At 66.2% G+C, this 26,053-nt stretch carries 25 protein-coding genes; 12 read left to right on the top strand and 13 right to left on the bottom strand.

Features of this window, described 5'->3' with window-relative positions; translation table 11 throughout:
* Nucleotides 1-152 precede the first annotated feature (152 nt).
* The 3 genes from AC4OR5_RS04135 to AC4OR5_RS04125 all read left to right on the top strand — a co-directional run bounded on the left by AC4OR5_RS04135 (nucleotide 153) and on the right by AC4OR5_RS04125 (nucleotide 1,777).
* Nucleotides 153-542: a DUF2946 family protein gene (locus tag AC4OR5_RS04135; protein WP_023105992.1), complete on the top strand. Its 390-nt coding sequence runs from the start codon at nucleotides 153-155 to the stop codon at nucleotides 540-542.
* A gap of 129 nt (nucleotides 543-671) precedes the next feature.
* Nucleotides 672-1,148 carry a copper chaperone PCu(A)C gene (locus AC4OR5_RS04130; RefSeq protein ID WP_058160180.1) on the top strand — a complete coding sequence of 159 codons (477 nt, stop codon included), beginning with the start codon at nucleotides 672-674 and terminating at the stop codon, nucleotides 1,146-1,148.
* A 56-nt stretch (nucleotides 1,149-1,204) separates the two neighbouring features.
* On the top strand, nucleotides 1,205-1,777 hold the full coding sequence (locus AC4OR5_RS04125) for a putative natural product biosynthesis protein (RefSeq protein ID WP_003122107.1): 573 nt from the start codon (nucleotides 1,205-1,207) through the stop codon (nucleotides 1,775-1,777).
* A 34-nt stretch (nucleotides 1,778-1,811) separates the two neighbouring features.
* On the opposite strand, the gene AC4OR5_RS04120 is transcribed toward AC4OR5_RS04125, so the two are convergent.
* A complete protein-coding gene (locus AC4OR5_RS04120; RefSeq protein ID WP_003119300.1) occupies nucleotides 1,812-2,441 on the bottom strand; it encodes a cysteine hydrolase family protein in 630 nt (209 codons plus the stop codon).
* Between the two features lie 120 nt (nucleotides 2,442-2,561).
* Between AC4OR5_RS04120 and AC4OR5_RS04115 the strand changes: the two genes are divergently transcribed.
* Nucleotides 2,562-3,515: a GlxA family transcriptional regulator gene (locus AC4OR5_RS04115; protein WP_015502432.1), complete on the top strand. Its 954-nt coding sequence runs from the start codon at nucleotides 2,562-2,564 to the stop codon at nucleotides 3,513-3,515.
* Here the strand turns inward: AC4OR5_RS04115 and AC4OR5_RS04110 are convergent.
* The 7 genes from AC4OR5_RS04110 to AC4OR5_RS04080 all read right to left on the bottom strand — a co-directional run bounded on the left by AC4OR5_RS04110 (nucleotide 3,512) and on the right by AC4OR5_RS04080 (nucleotide 10,580).
* Nucleotides 3,512-4,273 (bottom strand): M15 family metallopeptidase, encoded by a 762-nt coding sequence (locus tag AC4OR5_RS04110; RefSeq protein WP_023105993.1) that lies wholly within the window; start codon nucleotides 4,271-4,273, stop codon nucleotides 3,512-3,514. The genes AC4OR5_RS04115 and AC4OR5_RS04110 overlap by 4 nt on opposite strands.
* A gap of 4 nt (nucleotides 4,274-4,277) precedes the next feature.
* The gene (locus AC4OR5_RS04105) at nucleotides 4,278-5,558 is read right to left on the bottom strand and encodes a TRAP transporter large permease (RefSeq protein WP_003092733.1); all 1,281 of its coding nucleotides are present in this window, start codon (nucleotides 5,556-5,558) and stop codon (nucleotides 4,278-4,280) included.
* The gene (locus tag AC4OR5_RS04100; RefSeq protein ID WP_003105397.1) at nucleotides 5,555-6,049 is read right to left on the bottom strand and encodes a TRAP transporter small permease; all 495 of its coding nucleotides are present in this window, start codon (nucleotides 6,047-6,049) and stop codon (nucleotides 5,555-5,557) included. The genes AC4OR5_RS04105 and AC4OR5_RS04100 overlap by 4 nt, the downstream gene beginning before the upstream one ends.
* Before the next feature lie 72 nt (nucleotides 6,050-6,121).
* Nucleotides 6,122-7,162: a TRAP transporter substrate-binding protein gene (locus AC4OR5_RS04095; protein WP_031692458.1), complete on the bottom strand. Its 1,041-nt coding sequence runs from the start codon at nucleotides 7,160-7,162 to the stop codon at nucleotides 6,122-6,124.
* 151 nt (nucleotides 7,163-7,313) lie between these two features.
* Nucleotides 7,314-8,249 (bottom strand): LysR family transcriptional regulator, encoded by a 936-nt coding sequence (locus AC4OR5_RS04090; protein WP_023125377.1) that lies wholly within the window; start codon nucleotides 8,247-8,249, stop codon nucleotides 7,314-7,316.
* Nucleotides 8,250-8,255: 6 nt separating this feature from the next.
* Nucleotides 8,256-9,635, bottom strand: a complete 1,380-nt coding sequence (gene xseA, locus AC4OR5_RS04085; RefSeq protein WP_058160188.1) for an exodeoxyribonuclease VII large subunit — start codon at nucleotides 9,633-9,635, stop codon at nucleotides 8,256-8,258.
* 36 nt (nucleotides 9,636-9,671) lie between these two features.
* Nucleotides 9,672-10,580, bottom strand: coding sequence for a LysR family transcriptional regulator (locus AC4OR5_RS04080; protein ID WP_003137872.1), 909 nt, complete (start codon nucleotides 10,578-10,580; stop codon nucleotides 9,672-9,674).
* A gap of 107 nt (nucleotides 10,581-10,687) precedes the next feature.
* Here AC4OR5_RS04080 and AC4OR5_RS04075 point away from each other — a divergent pair, with 107 nt between their 5' ends.
* Nucleotides 10,688-11,470: a sulfite exporter TauE/SafE family protein gene (locus AC4OR5_RS04075; RefSeq protein ID WP_058160181.1), complete on the top strand. Its 783-nt coding sequence runs from the start codon at nucleotides 10,688-10,690 to the stop codon at nucleotides 11,468-11,470.
* Here the strand turns inward: AC4OR5_RS04075 and AC4OR5_RS04070 are convergent.
* The 4 genes from AC4OR5_RS04070 to AC4OR5_RS04055 form a co-directional block, all read right to left on the bottom strand.
* A complete protein-coding gene (locus AC4OR5_RS04070; protein WP_034028381.1) occupies nucleotides 11,455-12,597 on the bottom strand; it encodes a class II histone deacetylase in 1,143 nt (380 codons plus the stop codon). The two genes, AC4OR5_RS04075 and AC4OR5_RS04070, sit on opposite strands and share 16 nt — an antisense overlap.
* A 29-nt stretch (nucleotides 12,598-12,626) precedes the next feature.
* Nucleotides 12,627-13,784: an MFS transporter gene (locus AC4OR5_RS04065; protein ID WP_023517947.1), complete on the bottom strand. Its 1,158-nt coding sequence runs from the start codon at nucleotides 13,782-13,784 to the stop codon at nucleotides 12,627-12,629.
* 12 nt (nucleotides 13,785-13,796) lie between these two features.
* Complete coding sequence (locus tag AC4OR5_RS04060) at nucleotides 13,797-14,693, bottom strand: transporter (RefSeq protein ID WP_015649466.1); 897 nt, start codon at nucleotides 14,691-14,693, stop codon at nucleotides 13,797-13,799.
* 134 nt (nucleotides 14,694-14,827) lie between these two features.
* Nucleotides 14,828-15,805 carry a helix-turn-helix transcriptional regulator gene (locus AC4OR5_RS04055; RefSeq protein WP_003119304.1) on the bottom strand — a complete coding sequence of 326 codons (978 nt, stop codon included), beginning with the start codon at nucleotides 15,803-15,805 and terminating at the stop codon, nucleotides 14,828-14,830.
* Nucleotides 15,806-16,068: 263 nt separating this feature from the next.
* Here AC4OR5_RS04055 and guaB point away from each other — a divergent pair, with 263 nt between their 5' ends.
* The 5 genes from guaB (at nucleotide 16,069) to AC4OR5_RS04030 (ending at nucleotide 23,901) form a co-directional block, all read left to right on the top strand.
* The gene (gene guaB, locus AC4OR5_RS04050; protein ID WP_003092702.1) at nucleotides 16,069-17,538 is read left to right on the top strand and encodes an IMP dehydrogenase; all 1,470 of its coding nucleotides are present in this window, start codon (nucleotides 16,069-16,071) and stop codon (nucleotides 17,536-17,538) included.
* A gap of 79 nt (nucleotides 17,539-17,617) precedes the next feature.
* Nucleotides 17,618-19,195, top strand: a complete 1,578-nt coding sequence (gene guaA, locus AC4OR5_RS04045; protein ID WP_003105901.1) for a glutamine-hydrolyzing GMP synthase — start codon at nucleotides 17,618-17,620, stop codon at nucleotides 19,193-19,195.
* A gap of 306 nt (nucleotides 19,196-19,501) precedes the next feature.
* Nucleotides 19,502-21,079 (top strand): glucosamine inositolphosphorylceramide transferase family protein, encoded by a 1,578-nt coding sequence (locus AC4OR5_RS04040; protein WP_058134085.1) that lies wholly within the window; start codon nucleotides 19,502-19,504, stop codon nucleotides 21,077-21,079.
* Nucleotides 21,080-21,719: 640 nt separating this feature from the next.
* Nucleotides 21,720-22,682 carry an SDR family NAD(P)-dependent oxidoreductase gene (locus tag AC4OR5_RS04035; protein WP_058160182.1) on the top strand — a complete coding sequence of 321 codons (963 nt, stop codon included), beginning with the start codon at nucleotides 21,720-21,722 and terminating at the stop codon, nucleotides 22,680-22,682.
* Between the two features lie 70 nt (nucleotides 22,683-22,752).
* Nucleotides 22,753-23,901: an MFS transporter gene (locus AC4OR5_RS04030; RefSeq protein ID WP_003109803.1), complete on the top strand. Its 1,149-nt coding sequence runs from the start codon at nucleotides 22,753-22,755 to the stop codon at nucleotides 23,899-23,901.
* Nucleotides 23,902-23,952: 51 nt separating this feature from the next.
* On the opposite strand, the gene AC4OR5_RS04025 is transcribed toward AC4OR5_RS04030, so the two are convergent.
* Nucleotides 23,953-24,867: an AraC family transcriptional regulator gene (locus AC4OR5_RS04025; RefSeq protein ID WP_009313493.1), complete on the bottom strand. Its 915-nt coding sequence runs from the start codon at nucleotides 24,865-24,867 to the stop codon at nucleotides 23,953-23,955.
* Between the two features lie 190 nt (nucleotides 24,868-25,057).
* On the opposite strand from AC4OR5_RS04025, the gene AC4OR5_RS04020 reads away from it, so the two are divergent.
* Together AC4OR5_RS04020 and AC4OR5_RS04015 are read left to right on the top strand one after the other, a co-directional pair.
* Nucleotides 25,058-25,258: a hypothetical protein gene (locus AC4OR5_RS04020; protein WP_071536168.1), complete on the top strand. Its 201-nt coding sequence runs from the start codon at nucleotides 25,058-25,060 to the stop codon at nucleotides 25,256-25,258.
* 8 nt (nucleotides 25,259-25,266) lie between these two features.
* A complete protein-coding gene (locus AC4OR5_RS04015; protein WP_252596368.1) occupies nucleotides 25,267-26,052 on the top strand; it encodes an MDR family NADP-dependent oxidoreductase in 786 nt (261 codons plus the stop codon).
* The last annotated feature ends 1 nt before the right edge of the window (nucleotide 26,053 follow it).

The raw sequence follows: 26,053 nt of genomic DNA, 5'->3' as shown, positions 1-26,053 counted from the left end.
GCGTCAAAGCCGTCTATGCTGGCGGAAGAGCGCGGCGGGGGAAAGCCCGCAAGGGTTGCAAACGTTTTCACCTGCGGCACTCTGTCGCGCCCGGCGTTTTTACTTTTGCCCCGCGCTCAGGCATAAAGGGCCCATTCTCCGGAGAACCGACGATGCCCCTGTCACGGCGCCCCGTGGCCTGGCTGGCCAGCCTGGCCGTGCTGATGAACCTGTTCGTGGTGCCGCTTTCGCAGGCGCTGACGACGCAGGAGCGCGCCTCGTTGCTGCTCGGCGGCTTCTGCAGCACTTCGTCCGACTCGCTGCTGCGCCTGAAGCTGAGCGCCGCGCTCAAGGACATCGATCTTCCCGACGACCACGAAAGCCTGACCCCGCACCTCTGCTGCTGCGCCGGCGCCGCCGGCACGCCCGGACTTGTCGCCTCCTGGCCGGCATTGCCGCTGGCGCCGCTGGCCAGCCCGGCCCGTAACGCTTTCTCCGCCACCGACCTGCCTCCCCTGCGCTACTGGCGCCTCGCCAATCCGCGCGCTTCTCCTGTCGCCTGACTCCTCCCCCGCGCCTTCGACAACCTGGACCTTCGGGTCGGGGCAGGTCGCGGCGCAATACCCTAGCTTCCCCCATGGAATCGCCGGTCCGACGGAAAAAGACCGGTCATACGCTACTGGAGAGTCACCATGCGCACATCCTTCTTCGCTGCCGCGGCCCTGCTGGCCGTTTCCGCTTTCGCCCAGGCCCACGAGTACAGCGCCGGCCAACTGCACATCGAGCATCCCTGGGCGCTGGCCCTGCCGCCGACCTCGCCGAACGGCGCGGCCTACTTCGTGGTGCAGAACCATGGCAAGGAAAACGACACCCTGCTTGGCGCCGACACGCCGCGCGCGGCTTCCGCCGAGGTGCACGAGCATGTGCACAAGAACGGCATGATGAGCATGCAGAAAGTCGACAGCGTCGACGTCGCACCAGGCAAGGACCTGCGCTTCGCTCCCGGCGGCTACCACCTGATGCTGATGGGCCTGAAGCAGCCACTGGTAGCCGGCGAGCGCTTCCTGCTGACGCTGCATTTCCGCAAGGCCGGCGACGTGCCGGTGGAAATCGTCGTCGAGTCCAAGGCGCCGGCCGAACAGGGCGGGCACGAGCAGCACGGCCACTGAGCGCCGTGTCGAGCAGGGGCGCCCGGCGCCCCGCCTTTGCGTGCGAGGTTCAGAGCATGAACAGCAACAGATATCCCTTGCCGGCGCAGACCGGCCTGGTGGTGGCTCCCAGCCTGCCGCCGAAGAACTCCACCCTGCGTCCGGACCAGCTCAACAAGCGCCTGAGCAGCGCCTGGCACCATCTCTACGACCTTTGCCCGGAACTGCTGAAGATCGATCCGCCGGATGGCCTGACCATCCTCCGCGGTTTCCTGCAATGGGCGGCCGAGCAGAAGGCCGCCTGGAACTGGGCGATGCACCTGCGCCTGTACTGCTGGCTGTTGCAGTCGCCGTTCGGCGCCAAGGTGACCGACGAGCACCTGGAGGTGCTGATGGACGCCTCCGCCGCGCGTTGGACGGTGGACGACACCAGCGCCAACCGCGGCATCCTCCTGGCCAGCCAGGGCGGTGCGCACATCACCCAGGACTGGAAGGCGCCGCAGGCCGGCGCCGGCACGCGCGTGCCGCTGGAGCGCCTGGACCTGCCGGCGCCGAACTGGACATTCGCCTATTGCGCGGTGCCCGACCCGCGGCTGCGCGAGTTCCCGGGCTGGAAGCCGTTGCCGGCGCGCGGCTCGCTGGTCGGTTGAGCGCTCGCCGCCCCGCGTACGGGGCGGCGCCGTTTCAGCGGTTGGCCAGGGCCCGCTGGTTGGAGTCGTAGATGTTGTCGCGTTCCGGAACGTGCCGGCCGGCGAGGCTTTCCAGCCATTCCTCGGTGCTGAGCACGGCGGCGAAGGAGGACTGCAGGACGATGCCGAAGATCCGGTGGATCTCTTCCGCGCTGGCCTGGCCGGCGCGGTTGCGGTAGGGCACCGAGCCGCTGGCGTCGTGCAGGTATTCCACCTGCCAGCCTTCGTGGATCGCCTGGCGGATGGTCGAGTCGTCGCAGTGCTGGGTCATGTAGCCGACCACGGCGAGGGTGTCGATGTCGCGCTCGCGCAGCCAGTCGGCCAGCCCGGTACCGACGAAGGAACTGGCCAGTTGCTTTTCCACCTTGTGCTGGTAGGGCCGCGAGGCGACCACCTCGTGCAGCTCGGCCTGCCGGCTGCCGCGCGCGAACAACGGCGAGTCCGCCGGCGCCAGGTGCTGCACCACGACGATCGGGATGCCCGCCGCGTAGGCGGCATCCATGGCGGCGCCGATACGTTCCAGCGACGATTGGATGGCGGGAAATTCGATACGCAGGTTGCCGCTGACGTATTCGTTCTGTACGTCGATGACCAGCAAGGCGCGTTTGGGTTGACGTGTGGACATGGCGTTTCCTCCTGAGTGGGTGAGGCGGATTCTGGTCCCGGTGCGGCGTAGCGAGTGAGTGGCCTGAGAGACAACTTTCGCTAGAATCGGGCCAACCCGCTCATACCCACCGAGGTGCGCATGTCCCGCCAGTCCGTGGCCGTGGTGGCCTTCGACCGCATCAGTCCGTTCCACCTGTCGGTGCCCTGCCTGGTGTTCGGCCAGGAGTGCTACGACCCTTGCGCGCAGGCCTTCGACCTGCGTGTCTGCGCCGCCGAGCCGGGCCGGCTGCGAACCACGGTGGGGTTCACCATCGAGGCCGAGGCCGGGCTGGAAGCGCTGGCCGAGGCGCAGACCGTGATCGTGCCGAGCTGGCGCGATCCACACGAGCGTCCGCCACAAGCGCTGCTGGAGGCGTTGATCGCGGCCCGTGCACGCGGTGCGCAACTGGTGGGCTTGTGCCTGGGGGCCTTCGTGCTGGCCGAGGCCGGGTTGCTCGACGGTCGCCGCGCCACCACCCACTGGATGTGGGCGGAGGATTTCGCTGGGCGCTTCCCTGCGGTGCGGGTGGAGCCCGACGTGCTGTACATCGAGGACGACGGCCTGCTGACCTCGGCAGGCACCGTCGCCGGCATCGACTGCTGCCTGCACCTGGTCCGCCAGCGGCTCGGTGCGCAGACTACCAATCACCTGGCCCGGCGCCTGGTGGTGGCGCCGCATCGGCAGGGCGGCCAGGCCCAGTTCATCGAGCAGCCGCTGCCGGACAGCGCCCAGGACGGCCGTCTCGGCGAGCTGCTGGTTTGGCTGCGGCAGAACCTCGACCAGGCGCACAGCCTGGACAGCCTGGCACAGCGGGTGCTGATGAGCCGGCGGACCTTCACCCGGCATTTCCGCCAGCTCACCGGCACCACCGTCAACCAGTGGCTGCAGGCCGAACGCCTGGCCCTGGCCCAGCGCCTGCTGGAAACCACCGAGCATTCGGTGCAGGCGATCGCCGGGCTGGCCGGCTTCGGTTCGGCGGTGTCGTTGCGCCAGCAGTTCTCCGCCGCGTTCGGCCTGCCGCCGCTGGGCTACCGGCGCGCCTTCGCCTCCTAGTCCGCCGGAGGGCGCTTCTGCAACTGCTGGCGCCAGAGCGCGTCCATCGCCTGCAACTGCACCGGGCCGAACAGCGCCTGCGTCGCGCCGGTGTGCCAGGCCCAGAGCTGGTCGCCGAAATCGTAGTGCCACCATTCGCTGGGCAGGTTGCTGAAACCGGCGTCGAGCATCGCGTGATAGAGCAGGCGACGATGATCGCGGACGCGTAGCTGGCGCGCGTCGGGCTCCGCCAGGCGTTCGAAGTAGGCGGTGTAGGAGGCCGGCACGGCTTCGTCGAAGGCGCTGCCCATGTCCAGCCAGCGGCCCTGGGCGTCGCACAGGGTGACGTCCACCGCGCCGCCGGTGAGATGCGGGCTGGGCGCCTCGCGGCTGCTGCTCGGCGGCGAGACGAACTGGCGGGTGAGCCGTTCCAGCTCGGCTTCGCCGGCCCGTGGGTAGTGCGCGGCCAGGGCGCTGGACAGGCTGTCGTAGAGATACTGCTGCACGGCGAACGGCCGCCAGGCGTCCAGCACCACCAGGCGCACGCCGCCGGGGAGGGCGGCGGCGACCCGCAGGAGACGCTCGAAGACCTCGCCGCGAGCGTGGCACTCCGGGATCGCGTGAGGAATGCCGAGCTTGTGGTAGGCCGGCCAGACGCTGAACTCGCGGCTCAGTCCGAGTGCTTCCAGCGGCGTGCCGGCATCGACGATGGGGATGCCGGCCACGGCGTGCCAGTCGGGCTCCGGGAGAACGGGGATGGCTTGGGTGAAGTCGGTCATGGTGTCAATTGAGCAGGCGTGGCAGCCACAGGGTCAGGGAGGGGAACAGGATCAGCAGCGAGAGTACCCCCAGGGCCAGCAGGATGAACGGCCAGATACCCTTGAACATTTCCAGGATATCGAGGCGGCTGATGGTCGCCACGATGAACAGGCAGGCGCCCATTGGCGGGGTGATCAGGGCGATGGTGATGTTCAGGGTGAAGATCAGCCCCAGGTGCACCGGATCCACGCCGGCGGCCAGCGCCACCGGAGCGACTATCGGCGTCAGCAGCATCAGTACCGAGACCTCCTCCATGAGCATGCCGCAGACGAAGATCACCGCGCTGATGATGAACAGCATCAGGGTTGGCGAGTGGCCGAACGGCTCCAGCAACTGGGCGAACTCGCTGGCGACCTGGGCGTAGTTGAGCAACCAGTTGACCACCGAGGCGGCGGCGATGATCACGTAGATGCTGGCGGTCAGGCGTACCGTCTCGCGCAGCGAGTTCCACAGCCCGACCAGGCTCAGTTGGCGCTGGAGCAGGCCGACCAGCGCCACGTAGAGGGCGATCAGGGCGCCCGACTCGGTGGGCGTGACCAGTCCCAGGACGATTCCGGCGACGATGATCACCGGCGCGATCAGCGCGGTCAGGGCGCCGGACAGCGCCGCCAGGATCTCGCCCCAGGCCGGTGCCGCATGGCGCGCCTGCAGCCCGTTGCGGTAGGCGTACACCGCGTTCAGCAGCATGAAGGCGGCGGCCAGCAGCAGGCCGGGAATCACCCCGGCGAGGAACAGCTCGCCCACCGAGGTGTTGGTCAGCGAGGAGTAGAGGATCATGAAGATGCTCGGCGGGATGATCGGACCGATCAGCGAACTGCCCGCGGTCAGCCCGGCGGCGAAGCGCCGCGAGTAGCCTTCCTTTTCCATGGCCGGCACCAGCAGGGTGCTGAGTGCCGAAGCGTCGGCCGCGGCGGACCCGTTGACCCCGGCGAAGAACACCCCGGCGACCACGTTGACGTGGCCGAGGCCGCCGCGGAAGTGGCCGACCAGGGCGTTGGCCAGGCGCATCAGGCGCGGGGTCATGCCGGAATGGTTCATCAGGTTGCCGGCCAGCACGAACAGCGGGATCGCCATCAGCGAGAAGATGTCCATGCCGCCGAAGAAGCGCTGCGGCAGGGTGTTGGCGAACAGCGCCGGGTCGACGAAGAGGAACCCCACCAGCGCGGTGAGCAGCAGGCAGAGGAACAGCGGCAGGCCGAGCAGGAGGTTGACCACGAAGGCTGCGATCATGGCGATGGCCATCATGCCTGCGACCCTCCCTCGACGGTGGTGCTGGCCGGCTGCCGCGGCCAGGGCCCCTGGAGCAACAGCATGAGGGTCAGCAGGCCGAAGCCGAGCGGCAGGCTGAGCAACGGCCAGGTGCGGCTGACGCCCAGGCCGAGGCTGCGGAAGCGCCCGGCGTTCAGCGCGTAGCGGGTGCTGACCCAGGCGGCGAAGGCGAAGAAGGCCAGCGCCAGCAGCCACTGGTAGAGCCTGAGGGCCTGCGCCAGGCGCGGCGGCAGGCGTTGTTCCAGCAGGTTGACGCGCATGTGCCCGCCTTCCATCCATACCGCGCCGAGCGCCAGCATTACTGCGCCGATGATGAGGTAGCGGGCCAGTTCGTCCATCCAGATCGGCGAGCTGCCGAGCAGGTAGCGGGCGAACACGCCGTAGATGAGCAGGACCAGGTCGAGCAGCAACAGCAGCGTGGCGAGATTCAGCAACGCGGCGCGCATGCCCTTGAGCAATGACGGCATGGGAGGTACTCCGGAAGTCGGACAGGCGCGCCCGGCCGACGGCAGCGGCCGTCGGGGGGCAACGCGCGAAGGTCAGGGGGCGGTGGCGAGACCGGCGTCGCGGAAGGCCATCTCGGTCCAGCGCGGCTCGATGTCCTGGGTCTTCAGCCAGGCCAGGTAGGACGGCTGGCCTTTCTCGCGGAAGGCGGCGAGGTCATCGGCGGACGGCTGGATGATCTGCATGCCCTTTTCCTTGAGGAACGCCAGGTCGTGCTCCTGCTGGGCGGCGACCGCCTCGCGGTTCAGCCGGGTGGCTTCGGCGGCGGCGTCGAGCAGGGCCTGGCGCGCCTTCGCCGGGAGGCCGGCGAGCAGCTCGCCGTTGGCCACCAGGAACTGGTCGGAGTACTGGATGTTGGCCAGGGTCAGGTACTTCTGCACCTGGTAGAGGCTGCCGAGGATGATGTAGGAGGTCGGGTTCATCTGGCCGTCGGCGACGCCGGTGCGCAGGCCCATGTACAGCTCGGTCCAGGGGATCGGCGTGCCGGAGGCGCCGAAGGCTTCGTAGAGCGCCACCTGGCTGGGATCCATGGCGCGGAAGCGCAGGCCCTGGAAGTCCGCCGGGCTGTGGATCGGCTTCTTGCCGTTGGTGAAGTTGAGGAAGCCGCCTTCCTCGACCACCGCCAGCAGCTCGGTGCCGGTGCGCTCGCGGAAGGCCTCGCGGGCGGCCTTCCAGTAGCTGCCGCTGTCGAAGAAGGCATGGGCCGCGGCGGCGTCCTTGAACATGAAGGGCGTGGCGCTGACGTAGATCTCCGGGAACAGCGGGGCGATCCCGGCGAACGAGGCGATGTTCAGGCCGGGGCCGGTCATCACCTGTTCCATGCGCTGCTCCTCTTCGCCGAGCATGCTGTTGGGGTAGAGCTTGAACTGCAGCTCGCCGCCGCTCTTTTCCTCGGCCAGGCGCTTGAGGTTGCTGGCGAACAGGTGCACCAGGTTCTTCTCGCTGTCGGCGGCGCCGTTATAGCTCAGGTTGAGGGTGGTGGCGGCCTGGGCGAGGCTGCCACCCAGGCCCAGGGCGGCGGCCAGCAGTCCGGCGGCGAAGCGGCGGGCGAGGCCGCGGCGCGGATTCGTGTGCATGTTGTTTTCCTTATGGCAGTCCGAACGGTCGGGGGATCGGCGGCACTTCTTGTCGGGGCGCGGGGCCGGGTGCTCGCACGAAAGCGAAGCAACGCTAGCCGTTGTCTCGTTGACTATTCAAGTCCGGACGTGATGCGAAAAAGACAACGCCTCAGCGCTGCGAGAGCCCGGGCGCGTCGCCACTGAAGAAGCGCATGCCACGGCGCAGGTGTTCCAGGCAGGCGATCGCCGCCACGGTCAGCTCGCGGCCCTTGTGGCTGACGATCCGTGCGCGGGCGTCGCGCAGCGCCGGGTGGGCCAGCGGCAGGCAACGGATATGCCCGGCCTCGATCTCGTGGCTGACCGTCAACTCCGGCATGAAGGCCACGCCGATGCCGGACTTGACGAAATTGGTCAGCACCGCCACCGAGTTGGTGCGCAGCTTCGGCCTTAGCTCGATGCGCTCCAGTTGGGCGGCGATCACCGCCAACTGGCCCATGCCGGTGCTGTTGTGGATCAACGCCAGCGACTCGTTGCGCAGCGCGTGCATCGGCACCGCACCGCGGTGTCCGGCGAGGGCATGGTTGGCGGGGATGATCAGGTCGAGGGGCTGGCGGGTGTCGACGTGCACGTCCAGCTCGCCGTCCTCGACCGGGGCGTAGACCAGGGCCAGGTCGACGGCGTCTTCCTTGACCAGCGCCACGCCTTCGTTGGCCCCGGCCATGCGGACCTCCAGCTCGATGCCGGGGTAGCGCAGGATGAAGCTCTGCAATGGCTGGGAGATCAGGTCGGCGATGAAGCCCTCGCCGACCGCCAGGCGCACCTTGCCCTGGCGCAGCCCCTGCAGGGCCGACAGACGCGACAGCACGCCCTCTTCGTTGGCCCGTTGCTGGCGGTAGTGCGCCACCAGCAGCTCGCCGGCCTCGGTAGGCGCCACGCCCTGCGGGGTGCGTTGCAGGAGGCGCACGCCAAGATGTTCCTCCAGGCTGGCGAGCTGCCGGCTGATGGCCGAGGGGTCGATGTTCAGGTGCTGGGCGGCGCGGCGAAGAGAACCGTGGTGGATCACCTCGTTGAGGTAGGCCAGGGCCCGTTGGCTGAGGCGGATCATCGCGGCTCAGTCCAGCAGCGACAGGGTCACCGGCGTCCGGTGGTTGTCCTCGACCCGCACCTCCAGTTCGCCTTCCGCGAGGCGCGCCTTCAAGCGCTGTCCCGGCTGGGTCTGGCCGGCATCGCGGATCGCCCGGCCACGCTCGTCGAGGAGGATGCTGTAGCCGCGGCCCAGGGTCGCCAGCGGGCTGACCACGTTGAGCGTCTGCGCCAGTCCTTCGAGGCGCTGACGACGATCCCTCAGTACCTCGCGGGCGGCGCGCGGCAGGCGCGCGGCGAGGCTGTCGAGCTTCTGCCGGAGCAGTGCCAGGGTGCGGCCCGGATGCTGTGCGGCGAGACGCGTCTCCAGGCGGGCCAGGCGTTCGTGGCGGACCGCCAGCTGGCGCTCGAAGGCACGGCGCAGGCGCATGTCCAGGTCGTCCAGGCGCTGTGCCTGCTGGCGCAGGCGTTCGCCGGGATGGCGCAGGCGGCGGGCGACGCCTTCCAGGCGCAGGCGTTCGCGCAGCAACTGGTCGCGCATGCGCAGCACCAGGCGCCGGCGCAGGCCGTCGAGACGCTGCTGCAGGTCGCCGGCGTTGGGCGCCAGCAGTTCGGCGGCGGCCGAAGGCGTCGGCGCGCGCACGTCGGCGACGAAGTCGCTGATCGATACGTCGGTCTCGTGGCCGACCGCGCTGACGATCGGCGTGGCGCAGGCCGCCACGGCGCGCGCCACCGCTTCTTCGTTGAAGCACCAGAGGTCTTCCAGGGAACCGCCGCCACGGGCCAGGATCAGCGCGTCGAAGCCCTGCCGGTCTGCCAGTTGCAGCGCGCGGACGATCTGCGCGACGGCCTCGCGGCCCTGCACTGCGGTGGGCACCAGGGTCAGCTCGACCTGCGGTGCGCGGCGGCGAAACACGCTGATGATGTCGCGGATCACCGCCCCGCTGGGCGAACTGACGATACCGATGCGGCGCGGATGGGCGGGCAGCGGACGCTTGCGTTCGCTGGCGAACAGGCCTTCGCCGGCGAGTTTTTCCTTCAATGCCTCGAAGGCCAGGCGCAGGGCGCCGTCGCCGGCCGGCTCGACGGTATCGGCGATCAACTGGTAGTCGCCGCGTCCCTCGAACAGCGAGATCTTTCCGCGCACCTTTACCGCCAGCCCGTCGCGCAAGGCCTGGCGTACGCGCAGGGCGTTCTGCCGGAACAGCGCGCAGCGGATCTGCGCGTTGCTGTCCTTGAGGGTGAAGTAGACATGGCCGGAGGCCGGCCGGGCGAGGTTGGACAGCTCGCCTTCGACCCAGACCTGCGGGAACACGTCTTCCAGCAGCAGGCGGGCGCGCTGGTTCAGTTGGCTGACGGTCAGCACCTCGCGATCGAGGCCGAGCCGTTGGAAGGGATCGTTACGCATGGGCGGCATGATAAGGCGGCGCACCGGGATGTGCGATCAATCCTTGGCTTCGTTCGGCAGATTCTCCAGGAAATATTCGACGAAGCCTTCCACCAGGGGGCTATCGTCGCGTCGCCAGGCCAGCGCCACCTCGCTGTATGCCTCGGCCTCGGCCAGAGACATGAAGCGCACGGCGGGCGGTGCGATGGCGCGCATCGAGGCGGGCACCAGGGCGACGCCGAAGCCGGCCTCGATCAGTTGCAACTGGCTGGTCTTGCGCGACAGCGCGCGCGCCGGGCGTGGGTAGAAACCGGCGCCGAGGCAGAGTTCGGCGGCGCGATAGCTGAGGCCGCCGCGTTGCAGGTGGGGAATGGAGACGAAGGTTTCTCCGGCCAGGGCGGCCAGGGCCACGGGGGCTTCACGGCGGGCCAGCGGATGGTCGGCGGCGAGAGCCAGGAGCAACGGCTCGCGGTACAGGGCGCGCAGGTGCAGCCGGGGATGCTGGCGCAGCACCGGCAGGCGCAGCAGGCCAAGGTCCAGGCGTCCTTCGGCGAGATCGGCGAGTTGCTGCTCGGAGGATTGCTGGGTCAGTTCCAGGCGGACGCCGCTCTGCGCCGCGAGGTAGCCGCGCAGCGCCGCTTGCAGGCCGCCCACCAGCGGCACCGAGCTGGAGTGCCCCAGGCGCAGCAGGCCATGGCCGCCTTCACCGACCTCGCGAGCCAGGCGCCGGGCGGCCTCCAGGTCGCCGAGCAGGCGCTGCGCGCGTGGCAGGAAGGCGCGACCGGCCGGCGTCAGCTCGACCTGGCGCGGACCGCGGCGGAGCAGTGGGGTGCCGATGCTGTCCTCCAGTTCGCGCACCTGCCGGCTGAGCGCCGACTGGGCGACGAACAGGCGTTCGGCGGCACGGCTGAAGCCGCCGGACTCGACGATTTCGACGAAATAATGGAGTTGCCGCAAAGAGATCATCGGAAGACTTTCCATGCCTTTTCGAGATGGCTACAGGACTCGGATTGTATTGGCTGGCGCCCCGTTGCGCTCGCTAGAGTGCGCAGGTCGTCGTTCCGGGAGCCGCCATGTCCTCGCTCGATCCGTCAGTCCTGTTCGCCGCCCTGCCGTTCAGCCTATGGCAATGGCTGCTGGTCGAACTGGCCATCGTCCTCGCCTATGTGGTGTTCGGCATCGCCGGCTTCGGTACCGCGCTGGTCGCCGGCCCGTTGCTGGCCAGGGTGCTGCCGCTGTCGCAGATCATTCCGCTGCTGGTCCTGCTGGATTTCAGCGCGTCGTTCGGCAACTGGCTGCCGGCGCGGCGGCAGATCGCCGTCACTGAACTCAAGCGTCTGCTGCCCTGCATGCTGCTGGGCTGTGCGCTCGGGGCGTACGGACTTCTGGCGCTACGCGCGGAGCTGCTGATGCTGGCCCTCGGCGTGTTCGTCAGTCTCTATGCGTTCTACGCGCTGTTCCTCCAGCCACGCGGCCAGCTGCGCTGGCGGGCGACCTGGGCGTTGCCCTTCGGTGTCTTCGGCGGGCTGTTCGGCGCGTTGTTCGGCAGCGGCGGCTTCCTCTATGCGCTGTACCTGAACGGACGCCTGGCGAGCAAGGAGCAGATGCGCGCTACCCAGAGCGCGTTGATCGGCTGTAGCACCTTCGTCCGCCTGGGGCTGTTCCTGCTCGCCGGGCTGTATGCCGCGCGCGAGCCCTGGCTGCTCGCCGCCTGCCTGCTGCCGGGCATGGCGCTGGGCCTGTGGATCGGCCGTCGGGTGACCCTGCGTCTGTCGCGTGAAGCCTTCGTTCGCCTGGTCACCTGGCTGGTGCTGTGCAGCGGCCTGGCGCTGGTCGGGCGCTACCTGGCCGCCTGAAGCGGCTGCGTCGGGCACAGGCCGAACTGTGCGGCCAGCTCTTCGAGGCGCTGGCGCTGGAAGTCGCGGAACGCCGCGTTGGGCTGCTGCAACTCGATGAAGTCGCGCAGCGGGTCGCGCACCGCGCTGCGCACGCCGCTGAGTTCTTCGATCACCGCCAGCCCGCAGAACGGCACGTAGGCTTCCGAGTAGCCGCCTTCGTGGACCACCACCAGGCGTCCGTCGGCATGCCGCTCGGCCGCGTCGCGGACCATCGCGGTCATCGCCCGGAAGCTGTCGCTGTGCAGTTGCATGCGTGCCAGCGGGTCCACCGCGTTGGCGTCGAAACCACTGGCGACCACGATCAATTGCGGGCGGAAGCGCTCCAGCGCCGGCAACACGATGCGTTGCATGGCCTGCATGTAGGCGTCGTGACCGCCGCCGGGAAGCAGCGGCACGTTGAGATTGAAGCCACGACCGCGATCCTCGCCGATGTCTTCGGCGCCACCGTAGCCAGGCGGGAAGCAGCCGTCCTGATGCAGGGAAATGCTCAACACGTCGTCGCGCCGGTAGTAGATCGCCTGGGTGCCGTTGCCGTGGTGTACGTCCCAGTCCAGCACTGCGACCCGCTCGACGCCGTGGCGAGCCTTGGCCGCCTCGATGGCCACGGCGATGTTGGCGAAGAAGCAGAAGCCCATCGCCTGGTCCGGCAGGCAGTGGTGACCCGGCGGCCGCGACAGCGAGTAGGCGTTGTCCGCCTCGCCGGCGAGCACCGCGTCCAGCGCGGCGATGGCCAGGCCGGCGGAGAGCCGGGCGATCTCGTAGCTGCCCGGGCCGATCGGCGCGTCCTGGCCGAGGCTGCCGCCGCCGGCGTCGCTCAACGCCTTGAAGCGTTCCAGATAGTGCGCCGGATGCACGCGCAGCAGGTCCTCGTCGCTCGCCGGCGGTGCGCTGCGCAGTTGCAGGCGGGCGGTCAGGCCGGACACGTCGAGCAGGCTTTTCAGCCGGCGCTTGGTTTCCGGTGATTCGGCGTGTCCGGCGGCGGCAGGCGGTTGCACCCAGCCGCCGACCGGCAGGGTTAGCGCGTGCGGGCCGGCGGCGTGCCAGAGGCAGAGTTCGTCGAAGAAGAAAGCGGTACGTCGGGTCATGGCGGGTATCCGTGGTTCGGGAAAGGGTTTCAGCGTGGCCGGCAGGCCAGGGCCAGCAGCAGCGAGAGGGCGGCCAGGCCGGCGGCGATCGGCAGCAGCGGGAGGAAACCGCCGCTGCCTTCGATGAGTCGTCCGGCCAGCGCCGGGCCGATGGCCAGCCCGCCGCCGATGACGAGGTTGGAGGCGTTCATCAGGCGGCCGGAGCGGTCCAGGTCGGCGAGGCAGGCGAGGATGAACGGCAGGGCGAAGGTCCAGGTGAACTTGAACAGCAGCGCGGCCAGGGCGAAGCGAGCCAGCGGCGGCTGGCCGATCAGCAGGAGGATCGCCGCGGCCATCGCCAGGTAGCCGCCGAGCAGCATCAGGTCGCGCGGCAGGCGGTTGCCGATGAAGGAGGCGCAGGCCGCCCCGGCGATGCCCATCAGGGTGGCGACGGCGAGTACCTCGCCGCTGGCGCCGGCACCGATCCCCGCGCCTTCGGCGATGGCGCCGATGAAGGTCCAGACGCCGCTGAGGCTGATATAGAAGGTGAGCACGGCGAGGATACCCAGCCCGACCCGCAGTCGCGAGTGAACCGCGCCGGTACTGGCGCGGGCTTCCGCTGGCGGGCTGCCACTGGGGAAGGCCCGCGACAACGGCAGGGCGAGGCCCATCAGGCCGGCCAGCAACAGGTAGCAGGCGGCCAGGCCGAAGCGTTCGAACAGCGCCGGCAGCAGTGCCAGGCCGACGGCGCCGACCACCAGTTGGCCCATCACCCAGAGCCCGTAGACCCGGCTCGGGGTGGCGGTGCTGGCGGCGCTGGACAGGCAGAGGATCATCAGCGAGCCGCCGGCGAGGGCGCTGCAGAAACGCAGGGCGAGCAGCAGCGGGTAGCTGCCGGCCAGCGCCGAGGCCAGGTTGGCGGCGATGAACAGCAGGCCGGCGAGCAGCGCCGCGTGGCGCCAATCGACGCGTTTCAGCCAATGGAAGGCCGGCAGCGTCGCCAGGCTCATGGCGCCCAGCTCCACCGAGAACAGGTCGCCGACCCGCGCCGGGCTCAGTTGCCACTGGGCCGCCAGTTGCGCGGCGACGGCGGGGGCGGTCATCAGGATGGTCGGGGTGATCGCGGCGAACACCACGATGGCCGCGAGCAGCGCGAGGTTGCCGGACGCCGGAGAGGCGCTGGCGAGGGTCTTGTCGGAAGCGTTCATGGCTGCGCCTCCTCAGAACACATGGACCAGGCGCAACAGGGCCTGGCTGCCATGGAACGCATTGTCGGTGGCGACGTTGCGCGAGAGACCGAACATCAGGCTGTTGCGCCGGTCCAGCCAGTGGCCTAGCTCGAAGCCGAGTTGGGTGTAGCGCTGGTGGGTGTCGTCGAGGGTATGGCCCTGCAGCTTCAGTTCGCCGCCATCGGCGTGCACCAGCTTGAGGGCGCCGTAGGTGCTCTGGCTGAAGTCGTAGGAGGCGAAGGCCTGCAGGCGATAGAGCGGTTTCTGTTCCAGGTCGCTGCCGAAGTAGTCGTCGTTCTTCGCGTAGAACTGCGCTTCCAGGTTGGCTTCCAGCACCCAGTCGCGGCCGATGCCCTGGGTGTAGTTGTAGACGAAGGTGGCGCCCCAGCGGTTGGTGCCGGGCGAGACATCGGGGTTCTTCGCGTGGTACTCGCCCAGCGGCAGGGTGATCAGGGTCAGCAGGCCGCTGTAGCGGCGCCGTTCCGGGTCGTTGATGAAGAACAGGGTGCCGCCGACCTGGGGATCGCCGAAACCGGTCTCGCCGGTATGCCCGGCGCTGCCGGGCAGGCGCGCATCGATGTCGACGAACGGAATGATGAACTGCGGCGTGCAGAGAGTGCCGCAGATGTCGCTGAAGAACACCTGGCGGTAGGCCACCGCGTTGGTCTTGAGTTCGGCCTTGCCGTTGCGATCGGCCGGCCCGTGGAACTCATGGGCGCGGGTCGCCGGCAGGTAGAGCACGCCGAGCGTGGTGCCCGCCGGGGCGCCGAAGAAGTCGCGGGCGTTGAGGTCGGCGGCGCCGGCCTCGGCGCCCAGCAGGAGCGGGATGCCGAGCAGCGCGAGGGCGCTGGCGGTCGGTGCGGCCATCGAGGCGGTGCGGTGGGTCATGTGTCGGTCTCCCCGGTCGTTGTGTGCCCGGCGTTCGTCGCGCCGGTGGTGGTTGCGCCTTTTCGCAGGCGAAAGGGCGCCCATGCCGCCCTTGGCGGGGCGGTCGAAGCGGTGATGGCAGGGGTGGAGGGCTGTCAGCCAGGCGGGAACTGGTGCAGCAGGTGGGCGATGCTCGCCTTGTCGTTGACGCCGAGCTTGGAATAGATGGTGCGTATGTGATGGCGCACGGTGTTCGGCGCCAGGCCGAGGTCGCGGGCGATCTGCTTGTAGGTCTTGCCTTCGCTGAACAGCAGGGCGACGTCGCCTTCGCGATTGCTCAACTGTTCGATCGCGCTCGGTTGCCGCGCGGTGAGCAGGTAGAGGTCGCCGACCTGCCGCGAGTCGATCACCAGGCGCGCATCGCGATAGCCCTGCGGGCTGGTTTCCTCCGGCAACTGCGGACCGGTCCAGCCCGGCCAGGCGCCGAGCAGCAGGTCGACGAAGCCGCGTTCGGCGCAATGCAGCACGCCGTAGCGGTCGCATACCGCCATGGCCAGAGCCTGGCGTTCGAGGGATTCGCGCAGGGCCACCAGGGTACGGATCTGGTTGGCCGAGACGGCCGCGGCCAGGTGCGCCGAGAGTTGCCCGAGGAGCAGCTTCTCCTGGTCCGCGAAGGGCGGGCCGCCAGGCGTGCGATAGAGGGCGACATGGTCGCTGAGGCGGGTGATCGGATCGACGTGGATCACGCAGAGCAGCTCACCGATGTCGTGACGCGCGCCAAGCCAGCGCAGCCCGGCGGTGGCCTGCATGTCGACGGCCACGGCGGTGCCCGGGCGGGCGTGTACCAGGCCGACGGTGATGTCGTCGTGGCTGATCGATTTCCAGTCCTCGACATAGTGCTCTTCGAGGTTGAACAGGTGTGCGCTGTGCTCCACCGGCACGCCGTCGATCAGCGCCGCGCGGCCCCACCAGGCACGCTGGAACGGCACCAGTTGCTGCAGACGTTCCAGCGCGGTGCGATGGAAACGCTCCAGGGTCTTGTCGCGCGCCAGCCGGTTGATGTCCAGCACGGCGGCGCCGAACGCCGCGAGCAAGGCTGCGGATGACGAATGCGGGTCAGTGCTCCCTTTCATTCTCTCCCCCGTCCCACTTTTATAGTTCTTGGAATCGGCGTCCCGCCGCCTGGGCGGTCGCTGGGTGACGTACGCAGTATCCGGCCATCCGCCGCCGCGCTGCCATCCTGCAAATGCGGGATAGGACAGGCGGAACGGGGCCTGGCGGGCGCCTTGCAAGATATTTGCCCATTCGCCGTTTTCGGCGATCAACTGCGTTGAGCGGAAGCGCGTGGCTGGGTATAATGTCGCGCTTCCATTTTTCCCGTCTGGGAGCGCCCGCCATGCTGCGAATCAGTCAAGAAGCCCTGACTTTCGACGACGTCCTTCTGATCCCCGGTTATTCCGAAGTCCTGCCCAAGGACGTGAGTTTGAAAACTCGCCTGACCCGCGGCATCGAACTGAACATCCCGCTGGTATCCGCCGCGATGGATACCGTGACCGAAGCCCGCCTGGCCATCGCCATGGCCCAGGAAGGCGGCATCGGCATCATCCACAAGAACATGGGCATCGAGCAGCAGGCCGCGGAAGTCCGCAAGGTCAAGAAGCACGAGACGGCCATCGTCCGCGACCCGGTCACCGTGACCCCCTCGACCAAGATCATCGAACTGCTGCAGATGGCCCGCGAGTACGGCTTCTCCGGCTTCCCGGTGGTGGAGCAGGGCGAGCTGGTCGGTATCGTCACCGGGCGCGACCTGCGGGTGAAGCCGAACGCCGGTGATACCGTCGCCGCGATCATGACCCCGAAGGACAAGCTGGTCACAGCCCGCGAAGGCACCCCGCTGGAAGAGATGAAGGCCAAGCTCTACGAGAACCGCATCGAGAAGATGCTGGTAGTCGACGAGAACTTCTACCTGCGTGGCCTGGTGACCTTCCGTGACATCGAGAAAGCCAAGACCTACCCGCTGGCGTCCAAGGACGAGCAGGGCCGCCTGCGCGTCGGCGCCGCTGTCGGCACCGGCGCCGATACCGGCGAGCGCGTTGCCGCGCTGGTCGCCGCCGGGGTCGACGTGGTGGTGGTGGACACCGCCCACGGCCACTCCAAAGGCGTGATCGAGCGCGTGCGCTGGGTCAAGCAGACCTTCCCGGACGTCCAGGTGATCGGCGGCAACATCGCCACCGCCGAGGCCGCCAAGGCCCTCGCCGAGGCTGGCGCCGACGCGGTCAAGGTCGGCATCGGTCCGGGCTCGATCTGCACCACCCGGATCGTCGCCGGTGTCGGCGTGCCGCAGATCTCCGCCATCGCCAACGTCGCCGCCGCCCTCGAAGGCACCGGTGTACCGCTGATCGCCGACGGCGGCATCCGCTTCTCCGGCGACCTGGCCAAGGCCATGGTCGCCGGCGCCTACTGCGTGATGATGGGCTCGATGTTCGCCGGTACCGAGGAAGCGCCGGGCGAGATCGAGCTGTTCCAGGGCCGTTCCTACAAGTCCTACCGCGGCATGGGTTCGCTGGGCGCCATGTCCGGCTCCCAGGGCTCGTCCGACCGCTACTTCCAGGACGCCTCCGCCGGCGCCGAGAAGCTGGTGCCGGAAGGCATCGAGGGTCGCGTGCCGTACAAGGGCGCCCTGTCCGCCATCGTCCACCAGCTGATGGGCGGCCTGCGCGCCGCCATGGGCTACACCGGCAGCGCCGACATCCAGCAGATGCGCACGCAGCCGCAGTTCGTCCGGATCACCGGCGCGGGCATGGCCGAGTCCCATGTCCACGACGTCCAGATCACCAAGGAAGCCCCCAACTACCGGGTTGGTTGAGGCTGATTGAAATGAGTGCTGCACGGGGCTGTTCGATTCAGCCCCGTGTCGTTTTCGAATTCCGTAGCGAGAGATGGCCATGTCCCAAGACATTCACGCCCACCGTATCCTGATCCTCGATTTCGGCTCCCAGTACACCCAACTGATCGCCCGCCGCGTGCGCGAGATCGGCGTGTATTGCGAAATCCATCCCTTCGACATGAGCAACGAGGCGATCATCGCCTTCGCGCCGCGCGGCATCATCCTCGCCGGCGGTCCCGAGTCGGTACACGAAGCCGACAGCCCGCGCGCACCGCAGGCGGTGTTCGACCTGAAGGTGCCGCTGTTCGGCATCTGCTACGGCATGCAGACCATGGCCGAGCAGATGGGCGGCAAGGTGCAGGGCTCCGACCTGCGCGAGTTCGGCTACGCCCGCGTCGACGTGGTCGGCAAGGCGCGCCTGCTGGACGGCATCGAGGACCACGTGGACGACGACGGCGTGCTCGGCCTCGACGTGTGGATGAGCCACGGCGACAAGGTCACCGAGATGCCGGCCGGCTTCCACATCCTGGCCAGCACCCCGAGCTGCCCGATCGCCGCCATGGCCGACGATGCCCGCGCCTACTACGGCGTGCAATTCCACCCGGAAGTCACCCACACCAAGCAGGGCCTGCGCATTCTCTCGCGCTTCGTCCTCGACATCTGCGGTTGTGCCGCGCTGTGGACCCCGTCGAACATCGTCGACGACGCCATCGCTACCGTGCGCGCCCAGGTCGGTTCCTCCAAGGTCCTGCTCGGCCTCTCCGGTGGCGTGGACTCCTCGGTGGTCGCTGCGCTGCTGCACAAGGCCATCGGCGACCAACTGACCTGCGTGTTCGTCGACAACGGCCTGCTGCGCCTGCACGAAGGCGACCAGGTGATGGCCATGTTCGCCGAGAACATGGGCGTGAAGGTGATCCGCGCCAACGCCGAGGACAAGTTCCTCGGTCGCCTGGCCGGCGTCGCCGACCCGGAAGAGAAGCGCAAGATCATCGGCCGCACCTTCATCGAAGTCTTCGACGAAGAAGCCACCAAGCTGCAGGACGTGAAGTTCCTCGCCCAGGGCACCATCTACCCCGACGTGATCGAGTCGGCCGGCGCCAAGACCGGCAAGGCCCACGTGATCAAGTCGCACCACAACGTCGGCGGCCTGCCGGAGGACATGCAGTTCGAACTGGTCGAGCCGCTGCGCGAACTGTTCAAGGACGAAGTGCGCAAGATCGGCCTGGAGCTGGGCCTGCCCTACGACATGGTCTACCGCCACCCGTTCCCCGGCCCGGGCCTGGGCGTGCGCATCCTCGGCGAGGTGAAGAAGGAGTACGCCGACCTGCTGCGCCAGGCCGACCACATCTTCATCGAGGAACTGCGCGCCTTCGACTGGTACCACAAGACCAGCCAGGCGTTCGTGGTGTTCCAGCCGGTGAAATCGGTCGGCGTGGTCGGCGACGGCCGTCGCTACGCCTGGGTCGTCGCCCTGCGCGCGGTGGAGACCATCGACTTCATGACCGCGCGCTGGGCGCACCTGCCCTATGAACTGCTGGAGAAGGTCTCGAACCGCATCATCAACGAGATCGCCGGTATCTCCCGGGTCACCTACGACGTGTCGAGCAAGCCGCCGGCGACTATCGAGTGGGAGTGAAGCCACTTCTTCCCTGGTGATTTATCCGAAAGACAACGGCCGTAAGGCCGTTGTCTTTTATGGCTCCGCCGAAAGCCTTGTGGCTCCGCCAAATGATGTCTGTATGGCGTTGGCTGGTGGTCCGGCAACTGTTTAACGGCCGTTTTACGGTTGAACCGGCCCGTCGATCATGAGATATACTGCTTCGCTTTAATGATGCTTTGCTTATTGTCATGGCAGCTTTTCAGTGAAAAGTGTCGGTTTCTCGGGGCTGTCGAAATTTTGCAGCATTTTTGGGGTTTCATTGTTTCAGAGGCGAGTTTCGGGATGAAAATAAAGGCCGCGTTGATTGTTGATGATCTTTCATTGAGTGAGTGGCAAAAACGGGCGATTGAAGATTCTTCTGAATATCTTGATATTCAATTGGTTCTCAGTTGTCGTAATAGCGCGACCAAGAAAAGTGTCATCAAGCATTGCGGGTATTATTTTCTCAATATTCTTTCCCTGAAGAATGATATGACTCGTCGAGTGCAGTTAGACTCTCGTGGCTCAGAAGTCATTCATTTCGATTCTGATTACGAAGGGGCCTGGCAGCGCATCCCGGAAGATGTCTGCGCCCGAATTCTGGATAAGGGTATAAAGCTGGTCATCAAGTTTGGCATGTCTCTGCTCCGCATCGATGGAGGATTGCAGAGGCTGGACATTCTTTCCTACCACCATGGCGATCCAGAGTACTACAGGGGGCGGCCCGCGGGCTTTTATGAGATCTATGAAAATGCAGACAGCGTCGGGATCATAGTCCAGAAACTCTCCAACAAACTGGACGCCGGCGAGGTTTTGGTGCGAGGGTACTCCAAGGTTCATCACCACTCCTACAAGAAAACCTCAAGAAACTTTTATATGAATTCGGTCGTGCTGCTTCGCAAGGCGCTTGTCAATTACTCTCGCGGAGAGCAGGTGGTATTAGAAAAGCTGGGCAAAAACTACCGTCTGCCCAGCAATTTCACCGTCTTCAAATTTTTCTGCAAGACCATCTTCCGGGGGCTTGCCCGGCTATCGTACGGGGCGCTTTTCGAAAAAAAATGGAATGTCGTTGCGCTTCCTTACAACGATATTCCTTCGTTGCAAGAATTGTCCGTCTCAGCGGGAAAGATTCCGAAGGTGGAGAAGGGGTATACTTTCTACGCCGATCCTTTCTTTAGTGCGGACGGTAAGCTGATACGTCTCGAAGCCTTGAATGCTAGCAACGGTCTGGGTGAAATCATTGAATTGAAGGCCCAGAGTCTTGACTTTTCACGTGTGATCTTGAAGGGGAATCATTTTTCCTATCCCTATTCGTTCGAGGCGTCTGGTGTCGAATATCTGATACCGGAAGTCGCCTCTCATTCCGCTCCCTGTCTTCTACCTCCTCCTTTCGCTCTGGAGAGCAAGAAGCTATTCCAGGGAATGGAGGGTGAGCGGATTCTGGATGGCACGCTTTTCGAACACGGGGGCAGGTACTACCTGTTCTGCGGCCAGACGGTATCAGGTTCGGACAACCTTTATCTTTATGTCGGCGAGAGCCTGGAAGGACCCTACACTTCCCATCCCTGTAACCCTGTGGTGATGAATCCCGGCTCCGCACGAATGGGCGGGCGTATCTTCAAGGAGGGAGGAAAGCTTTACCGGTTCGGTCAGAACAACTCCTATGGTTATGGAAGCAGTCTGGCCATAAACGAAATCGAGGTGCTCGATCCAGAGCATTATTCGGAGAAGCGTGTAGCAAACCTGGCGTTCCAGGACGCACGCGGTCCGCATACCATCGACATTCATGGGCAAACCATGATCCTCGATTTCTACCAGGACAGATTTTCGCTTCTGGCGGGGTATCGCCGTTTGGTGGCCAGGCTGCTCAGCAAGGGCTGAGCCATTTCCGCGTCGCTAGCAAGTTACCCACGAACTGGGCGGAGCGACTACTAGTCGTAGAGACGCACATGGGGGCAGGGTGGCCGACAGGTCGCCGTCTTCTATGTATGCGTCTTGGCAGGCCGGCGAATTTGTCATGTTAGCCATCGATTTTCTTCGCTCGGCGGCGAAAGCTTCTGTGGTTTTACCTCTTCCTGAGCAAGCGAGGGAGCGGCTTCAACAAGCAAGTACAAGTCAGGCTCATGTCGAACGGTTATCCACCAAAGTATTGCTCTGATATTGATGGCTTGCGCGCAGTGGCGGTGCTTTCCGTCGTTGTGTTCCATGCCTTCCCGGAAGTATTCGGTGGAGTGACCTGCCCCCAGTTTTAGTACAGCTGCCTAGTTAGTAGGCCCTGGGGTTGATATCAATTTTTCCTGCTTCAGCTGCTGTTGGCGAGTTCGCCAACGTACAGCAAATTTTGCGCCGTCCCATGCTTTTCTTGCAGCGGTGATGAAACAGCTGCTTACGGGATCGGACGATCTCGACAGAAAACTGGATTCCGCTGCATTCAGAGTCCGGTTTTCCACTTTGATAATGACCCTCGTCCCAAGAGCCAGCGCTATCCGCCTGGCCGCTTCCGCATGCGAGGAGAATTCTCATGACTATCAGGCAAACCCCCATCAATTCGGGATTCGGAGCGAAAACGCAGGCCAGCGAGGTGATGGCGGGGCGAGACCTCTCCGGAAAGACCGCCATCGTGACCGGCGGCTACTCCGGTCTTGGCCTGGAAACCACGAAGGCGCTGGCCGACGCGGGCGCGCGGGTCATCGTTACGGCGCGCAGACCGGATGTGGCAAGGGAGGCGCTGCTCGGGCTCGACGAAGTCGAGGTGCAGGCGCTCGACCTGGTCGAGTTGGCCAGCGTGCGTCGGTTCGCCGAGGCCTTCTCCGCCTCGCGCCGTCGTGCCGATATCGTCATCAACAACGCCGGTGTGATGGCCTGTCCTGAGACCCGCGTAGGCCCGGGCTGGGAGGCGCAGTTCGCGACCAATCACCTTGGCCACTACGCCCTGGTGAACCTCTTGTGGCCGTCGCTCGCGGACGACGCGCGAGTGGTCGCCGTGTCCTCCGCCGGGCACCACTACTCGGCGATCCGCTGGGACGACGTGCAGTTCGAACGGGGCTACGACAAGTGGCTGGCTTATGCGCAGTCGAAGACTGCCAACGCCCTGTTCGCCATCCAGTTGGATGCGCTGGGTCGCGAGAGGGGTGTGCGTGCCTTCGCAGTGCATCCGGGCAGCATCGCCACACCGTTGCAACGCCATGTTCCACGGGCGGAGATGATCGCCCTGGGCTGGATGGACGAAGCCGGCAATCCGGCCAGCCCCGATACGCTCAAGACCCCGCAGCAGGGGGCTGCCACCCAGCTATGGGCTGCGACCTCTCCGCTGTTGGCGGGGATGGGCGGGCTCTACTGCGAGGATTGCGACATCGCAGGCGTCGCGCCGGACGACTCGCGCACCCTGGCCGGCGTACGCGAACATGCGATCGATCCGGAGCAGGCCCGCCGCCTCTGGAGGCTTTCGGCGACGCTCACCGGGATCGACGCATTCGCGTCCTAGTCGAGCACACGGAAGACGCCGCGGATACCGCGCTTTCGCTGTCCATCAAACAAGCACCGGGATCGATCGAATGACCTCCAGCAGCGTAGGGAAAGGTATTGCCATCTCCGGCATGTTCTTCATGCTCGGACTGTGTTTCGGGAGCCTCAGCTCCCGGATGGCCACGATAAAAGACGGACTCCAGCTTTCCGACGGGGTGTTCGGCAGTGCGCTTTTCGCCATGTCGGCCGGGGTGGTGCTTTCGTTGCCGGTATCCGGCTGGATGATCGCGAAGCTCGGCAGCAGAAACGTTGGAGTAACGGCGATTCTCACGAACGCCGTTCTGCTGTCCTTGGTTCCCTTGGCTTCTAGCGTCTACCAGCTTGCTGCCCTGTTGTTCGTATCGGGGTTCTCCTATAGCGCGGTCAATGTGTCGAACAATACCCAGGCAAGCCTGTCGGAGGCGCTCAGCGGAAAGACCGAGTTGCCGTTCTTCCACGGTATATGGGGGTTGGCGGGATTCGTCGGCGCCGGGTTCGGGGCGTTGATGATCGGGCAGGACTTTGCCTTGTCCACGCATTTCGGCGTGATATCGGTGATCGCCTTCCTGGCCGCCCTGGCCTGCTGGCGCTTTCTCCACGACCAGCCTGGCGCGGAGCGGGTCGGGCGGGCCTTCGCGATGCCGGACAGGAGGCTTTTCAACTACGGGCTGATCGTTTTTTTCTCGATGGCCTGCGAAGGCATCATGTACGACTGGAGCGTCGTCTATTTCCAGGACGTGGTATCGGCCGAGCGGCAACTGGTCGGAGTCGGCTTCATGGTATTCATGGGCGCCATGACTGTCGGCCGGCTTCTGCTGAACCGGGTCGCCGACCGTTTCGGTACGCGCAGCACCTTGCAGTGGAGCGGGGGGCTCGCCTTGATCGGCATGGTCACGACGATTGCCTATCCGAGCCTGCCGGCGTCGATCATTGGCTTCTGCCTTGTCGGTCTCGGCATCTGTACCGTCATTCCGCTGGTGGCGGGGGCCGCCGCCCGCTCCTCGAGCATGGCGCCGAGTTCGGCTATCGCAGCCGTTCTGACGATCGGATTCCTGGGCACGTTGATCGGCCCGCCGCTGATCGGCTTTCTCTCCGAAGCGTTCGGCCTGCGTTATGCCTTCGGCGCGTGCGTGGTCCTGGCCATCGGGATCATCCTTCGGGCGGGAAAGATACCGCGGCAAGCTCCGTCGGTCGTTTGACCATGCGCTCGACCGCTCGGGGAACCTGCCGCATGGGCGGTTCGCCGAGCGCTATGCCCTGCTGGCCTGCCGGCTGCGATAGTCTCTGGGCGAGCATTTCATGATGCGTTTGAAGGCGTTGCTGAAGGCGCTGTCCGAGCCGTAGCCCAGGGTTTGCGCGATCGAGGAAATCGTCGCTTTGCTGTCGCGCAGGGCGCGAGCGGCCAATTGCATTCGCCAGTGCGACACATATTCCAGCGGCGCCAGTCCCGCGGTTTGCTTGAAACGCAGGGCCAGCGTGGAGCGCGAGGTACCCGCTACGTCGGCCAGGCGCTCGACCGTCCAGACTTTGGCTGGCTCGGCGTGGATCGCCCGGATCGCCGCGCCTATGCGCGGATCGGACAACGCCAGCAGCCAACTGGGCGTGTCGCTGCCCTCGCCGGCGAGATAGAGCCGCAGCACCTGCGCCAGCATGATGTGGCCCAGGTGGCGAGCGATCAGCGCGCTACCGGGTGACGGGCAGGAAAACTCATGGGCCAGTCGGTGCAGCGCCCAGCTCAGTACGGATGCCTGGTCCGAATCGCTTTTCACGACGGTCACCGGAGGCAGCCCGTCGAACAGCAGGTTGGCTTCTTCGCCAAAGGCGAAGCGACCGCCGATCAGGAAACAATCCTCGCTTTCCCCATAGTGCGCGACGCCGTCAGGGGCATCTCGGTAGAGCAGCGTGGCGTCGGCGGCGGGAAGGGATAGATCGCTGCCGACCAGCAGCGGACTGCGGCAGGACACCAGAAAGCAGTCGCCCGCTTCCAGTCGGATCGGCTCTTCCATGCCGTCGGTGGCCAGCAGGCAAGCGCCACGGACTACCACGTTGAACTTCACACCTTCCGGTGCCGGAAAGCGGAGTGCCCAATCGCCGCCGGTCTTCAGGGCGCCGAAGGAGGAGTCCTGGCTGTTGACCAGGGAAAGGACTTCGGAGAGAGGATCCATTGATACTGGACGATCGCGATAGAAGATAGGAGTTTTTTGCATTCTAAGTCCGGAGATGTTCTCTCACAATGAGATTGCATCAGGTTGCCATCGACTCGGAGAACAGCATGCACGACAGACAGTTTCACATGCCTCCCGCTTTCGGCGGTGAGGCCAGCGGCAGTGTCGCTCTCGCGGCGGGAGAGAAGCGATGATCAACCGTCAGATCGTTCTGAGCGAGCTTCCCCGGACTGCGCTCGCTGTCCGGCATTTTCAGGGGCGCGAGGTGCGTTGTCCGGTTCCGGCCGACGGTGAGCTGTTGCTCCGTGTCCTGTACATACCGCTGGACGCCGCCAGCCGGGCCTGGATGCAAGGCGCGACCTATCGCCCGGCCTCGTGGCCGGGGAGGTGATGGCGGGGTTGGGGCTGGCCGAGGTGGTGGAATCGCGCTCGGCGTCGTTCCAGCCCGGCGACCTGGTCTGTGCCGAGACCGGCTGGCAGACTTTCGCGGTCGTGCCGGCGGCCGGGCTCATCAGGCTGCCGCGCCTGGAGCCCCTCACGCATCTGCTCAGCGTCTACGGCGTAGCAGGCCTGACGGCCTATTTCGGCCTTCTCGAATGCGCCAGGCCGGTGCAGGGCGAAACGCTGGCAGTGTCTGCCGCCGCCGGTGCCGTCGGCTCTATCGTCGGGCAGATCGCCAGGATCAGGGGCTGCCGTACCGTCGGCATTGCGGGAGGCGCCAGCAAATGCGCCTGGCTGGTTCGTGAACTGGGTTTCGACGCGGCACTCGACTACAAGACGGGGACGCTGGCCGATGACTTGCGGCGGACCTGTCCGGACGGGATCGACGTGTATTTCGACAACACTGGCGGTGCAATCCTCGATGCCTGCCTGCCGAACATGGCGGAGCATGGACGGGTCGCCTGTTGCGGCGCGATTTCGCAATACGACCTGGACCGACCCGCCGCCGGTCCTGCCGGGATCCCCGGGCTACTCATCATCAAGCGCCTGACGTTGCGCGGATTCCTTCTTGGCGACTTTCTCGAGAGCAGAGAGCGGGCGCTCTCCGATCTCAAGGCATGGGTCGACTCCGGGCAGATCAAGGTATACGAGGATGTGCTCTACGGGCTGGAAAGCCTGCCGGCGGCTCTGGTTGGCCTGTTGAATGGCGAGAACTTCGGCAAGCGCATCGTGAAGGTAGCCTGAG

Source organism: Pseudomonas sp. YA1, from assembly GCF_058680555.1.
This window is presented reverse-complemented; position numbering and strand designations above follow the sequence as displayed.

Excerpts from the sequence above, each read along its gene's own strand:
- AC4OR5_RS04090 (WP_023125377.1), bottom strand. The coding sequence starts at position 8,249 with ATGATCCGCCTCAGCCAACGGGCCCTGGCCTACCTCAACGAGGTGATC.
- AC4OR5_RS04065 (WP_023517947.1), bottom strand. The coding sequence starts at position 13,784 with ATGAACGCTTCCGACAAGACCCTCGCCAGCGCCTCTCCGGCGTCCGGC.
- AC4OR5_RS04135 (WP_023105992.1), top strand. The coding sequence starts at position 153 with ATGCCCCTGTCACGGCGCCCCGTGGCCTGGCTGGCCAGCCTGGCCGTG.
- AC4OR5_RS04120 (WP_003119300.1), bottom strand. The coding sequence starts at position 2,441 with ATGTCCACACGTCAACCCAAACGCGCCTTGCTGGTCATCGACGTACAG.
- AC4OR5_RS04075 (WP_058160181.1), top strand. The coding sequence starts at position 10,688 with ATGTCCTCGCTCGATCCGTCAGTCCTGTTCGCCGCCCTGCCGTTCAGC.
- AC4OR5_RS04020 (WP_071536168.1), top strand. The coding sequence starts at position 25,058 with ATGATCAACCGTCAGATCGTTCTGAGCGAGCTTCCCCGGACTGCGCTC.
- AC4OR5_RS04040 (WP_058134085.1), top strand. The coding sequence starts at position 19,502 with ATGAAAATAAAGGCCGCGTTGATTGTTGATGATCTTTCATTGAGTGAG.
- AC4OR5_RS04055 (WP_003119304.1), bottom strand. The coding sequence starts at position 15,805 with ATGAAAGGGAGCACTGACCCGCATTCGTCATCCGCAGCCTTGCTCGCG.
- AC4OR5_RS04105 (WP_003092733.1), bottom strand. The coding sequence starts at position 5,558 with ATGATGGCCATCGCCATGATCGCAGCCTTCGTGGTCAACCTCCTGCTC.
- AC4OR5_RS04110 (WP_023105993.1), bottom strand. The coding sequence starts at position 4,273 with ATGACCGACTTCACCCAAGCCATCCCCGTTCTCCCGGAGCCCGACTGG.
- guaB (WP_003092702.1), top strand. The coding sequence starts at position 16,069 with ATGCTGCGAATCAGTCAAGAAGCCCTGACTTTCGACGACGTCCTTCTG.
- AC4OR5_RS04130 (WP_058160180.1), top strand. The coding sequence starts at position 672 with ATGCGCACATCCTTCTTCGCTGCCGCGGCCCTGCTGGCCGTTTCCGCT.
- AC4OR5_RS04125 (WP_003122107.1), top strand. The coding sequence starts at position 1,205 with ATGAACAGCAACAGATATCCCTTGCCGGCGCAGACCGGCCTGGTGGTG.
- AC4OR5_RS04115 (WP_015502432.1), top strand. The coding sequence starts at position 2,562 with ATGTCCCGCCAGTCCGTGGCCGTGGTGGCCTTCGACCGCATCAGTCCG.
- AC4OR5_RS04095 (WP_031692458.1), bottom strand. The coding sequence starts at position 7,162 with ATGCACACGAATCCGCGCCGCGGCCTCGCCCGCCGCTTCGCCGCCGGA.
- AC4OR5_RS04100 (WP_003105397.1), bottom strand. The coding sequence starts at position 6,049 with ATGCCGTCATTGCTCAAGGGCATGCGCGCCGCGTTGCTGAATCTCGCC.
- AC4OR5_RS04060 (WP_015649466.1), bottom strand. The coding sequence starts at position 14,693 with ATGACCCACCGCACCGCCTCGATGGCCGCACCGACCGCCAGCGCCCTC.
- AC4OR5_RS04035 (WP_058160182.1), top strand. The coding sequence starts at position 21,720 with ATGACTATCAGGCAAACCCCCATCAATTCGGGATTCGGAGCGAAAACG.
- guaA (WP_003105901.1), top strand. The coding sequence starts at position 17,618 with ATGTCCCAAGACATTCACGCCCACCGTATCCTGATCCTCGATTTCGGC.
- AC4OR5_RS04030 (WP_003109803.1), top strand. The coding sequence starts at position 22,753 with ATGACCTCCAGCAGCGTAGGGAAAGGTATTGCCATCTCCGGCATGTTC.
- AC4OR5_RS04070 (WP_034028381.1), bottom strand. The coding sequence starts at position 12,597 with ATGACCCGACGTACCGCTTTCTTCTTCGACGAACTCTGCCTCTGGCAC.
- xseA (WP_058160188.1), bottom strand. The coding sequence starts at position 9,635 with ATGCGTAACGATCCCTTCCAACGGCTCGGCCTCGATCGCGAGGTGCTG.
- AC4OR5_RS04025 (WP_009313493.1), bottom strand. The coding sequence starts at position 24,867 with ATGGATCCTCTCTCCGAAGTCCTTTCCCTGGTCAACAGCCAGGACTCC.
- AC4OR5_RS04080 (WP_003137872.1), bottom strand. The coding sequence starts at position 10,580 with ATGATCTCTTTGCGGCAACTCCATTATTTCGTCGAAATCGTCGAGTCC.